The sequence below is a fragment of the Clostridium sp. HV4-5-A1G genome (genome assembly GCF_900184915.1).
GTDB lineage: Bacteria > Bacillota > Clostridia > Clostridiales > Clostridiaceae > Clostridium_B > Clostridium_B aromativorans.
This window is the reverse complement of the sequence record NZ_FXYI02000332.1, coordinates 1-1,453: the sequence shown is the minus strand read 5'-3', so window position 1 is coordinate 1,453 and position 1,453 is coordinate 1. Positions and strand designations below refer to the sequence as shown.

Sequence of the window (1,453 nt, the reverse complement as noted above, 5' to 3'; positions counted from 1 at the left end):
ATCAGTGAGGAGTTATTTTATTTTGCAGCAAGAAATATACCGCATTTATGCGGATTACAGCGTTTCGCAAACGCCTAATAATTAATTGCATAAAAGGAGCTACTAAATATGAACCTAAAAATAAAAAAGAAGCCACAAATTACAATTGCAATTATAATTGTTTCAGCCTTTACTGTTTTATTTGCATTATTATCTATTAAAAATAGCAGTAATTATTTACTTCGTATTTTAACTCAAGGAAGCTTATGTTTGACAATGCTATTGAGCGGTATTAATTATTTTATATATAAAAAACAAAAAGCGTTGGGAATTCTTTTGTGGCTTGTTTCTGCATTTGGATTATTTGTAACTATTCATACGATAATTACATCATTCACATTTTTGTACTAAAGCCAAAGAATTTCCCGAAATGGCCAATTTCCTTGACTTCATAAAAGGCACAAAAGGAAAAATTTGATTTATATAATAATGTATGATACAATAAGCACGTAACTTAAATGAATCGTAATTAATTTAAATGAAAATATATTTCAATAGGTACTTATAATTATAATATGTACGTTGATATCGAAATTTTATTTGATGGGTTTATTACAAAGAGTTTAAGAAATAAAATTTAGGAGGTACTTATTATAATGACAGGTACAGTAAAATGGTTTAATGGAAACAAAGGATTTGGATTTATCACAGGAGAAGATGGAAAAGATATTTTTGCACACTTTTCTCAAATAAATTCAGATGGCTATAAATCACTTGATGAAGGACAGAAAGTTTCCTATGATGTAGGAGAAGGACAAAAAGGACCACAGGCAGAAAATATTACTGTTCTTTAATTACCGGATATTTTATTCCTTAGATAGATAAAACTCTATCTAAGGAATTTTTAAATTATAGAAAACACATATTTTGTAATCACATAAGATTGAAAAACTAAATATGCTATGCATTAATAGTATATTCTAAAGTATATAACTTATTATTTTGGCAACAATAAGTTATGTAAATTACAAATAAAGAAAGGAGATCATACTATGAATTTACCTAAAATGGAAGTTAAATGTAGCGTTGATTGCTGCAATTACTGGAAAGATAATCACTGCAATGCTGATGCACTTGAAGTCAATTCCATGAGGGGCAAAAAGCCTGATACTAGTGATGATACGTGCTGCACAACATTTAAACCGTTTAAATAATAAATATATTATATAAAACTCCAACTGAATTTCAGTTGGAGTTTCTGCTCACATTGGTGTAAAGTTTTTTACATTGATTTGTATTAAAACAAAGTAGCCTGTATTTTAGATAATGTTTTAAAGTATAAAAATAAAATTTAGTATTTAACAAAAAGGGCGTAATTCTCCTATCTTCTATAAGTGGGAGATGAATAGTCCTTGTTATTTTAGGTTCGATGCCTAAAATAATAACTACTTGACGAATTATTATATATGATGTA

The 1,453-nt window shown here is 27.7% G+C and carries 3 protein-coding genes; all 3 read left to right on the top strand.

The genetic code is table 11. The annotated features are described in order from the left end of the window. The first annotated feature begins 108 nt into the window (after positions 1–108). Positions 109–390: a DUF3953 domain-containing protein gene (locus J5G60_RS18290; RefSeq protein ID WP_150359069.1), complete on the top strand. Its 282-nt coding sequence runs from the start codon at positions 109–111 to the stop codon at positions 388–390. 245 nt (positions 391–635) lie between these two features. After that, the gene (locus tag J5G60_RS18285) at positions 636–833 is read left to right on the top strand and encodes a cold-shock protein (protein ID WP_106008326.1); all 198 of its coding nucleotides are present in this window, start codon (positions 636–638) and stop codon (positions 831–833) included. Between the two features lie 198 nt (positions 834–1,031). Further along, a complete protein-coding gene (locus J5G60_RS18280; RefSeq protein WP_150359068.1) occupies positions 1,032–1,193 on the top strand; it encodes a DUF1540 domain-containing protein in 162 nt (53 codons plus the stop codon). Positions 1,194–1,453: the final 260 nt, after the last annotated feature.

Coding starts and splice junctions, on each gene's coding strand:
- J5G60_RS18285 (WP_106008326.1), top strand. CDS start 636: ATGACAGGTACAGTAAAATGGTTTAATGGAAACAAAGGATTTGGATTT.
- J5G60_RS18290 (WP_150359069.1), top strand. CDS start 109: ATGAACCTAAAAATAAAAAAGAAGCCACAAATTACAATTGCAATTATA.
- J5G60_RS18280 (WP_150359068.1), top strand. CDS start 1,032: ATGAATTTACCTAAAATGGAAGTTAAATGTAGCGTTGATTGCTGCAAT.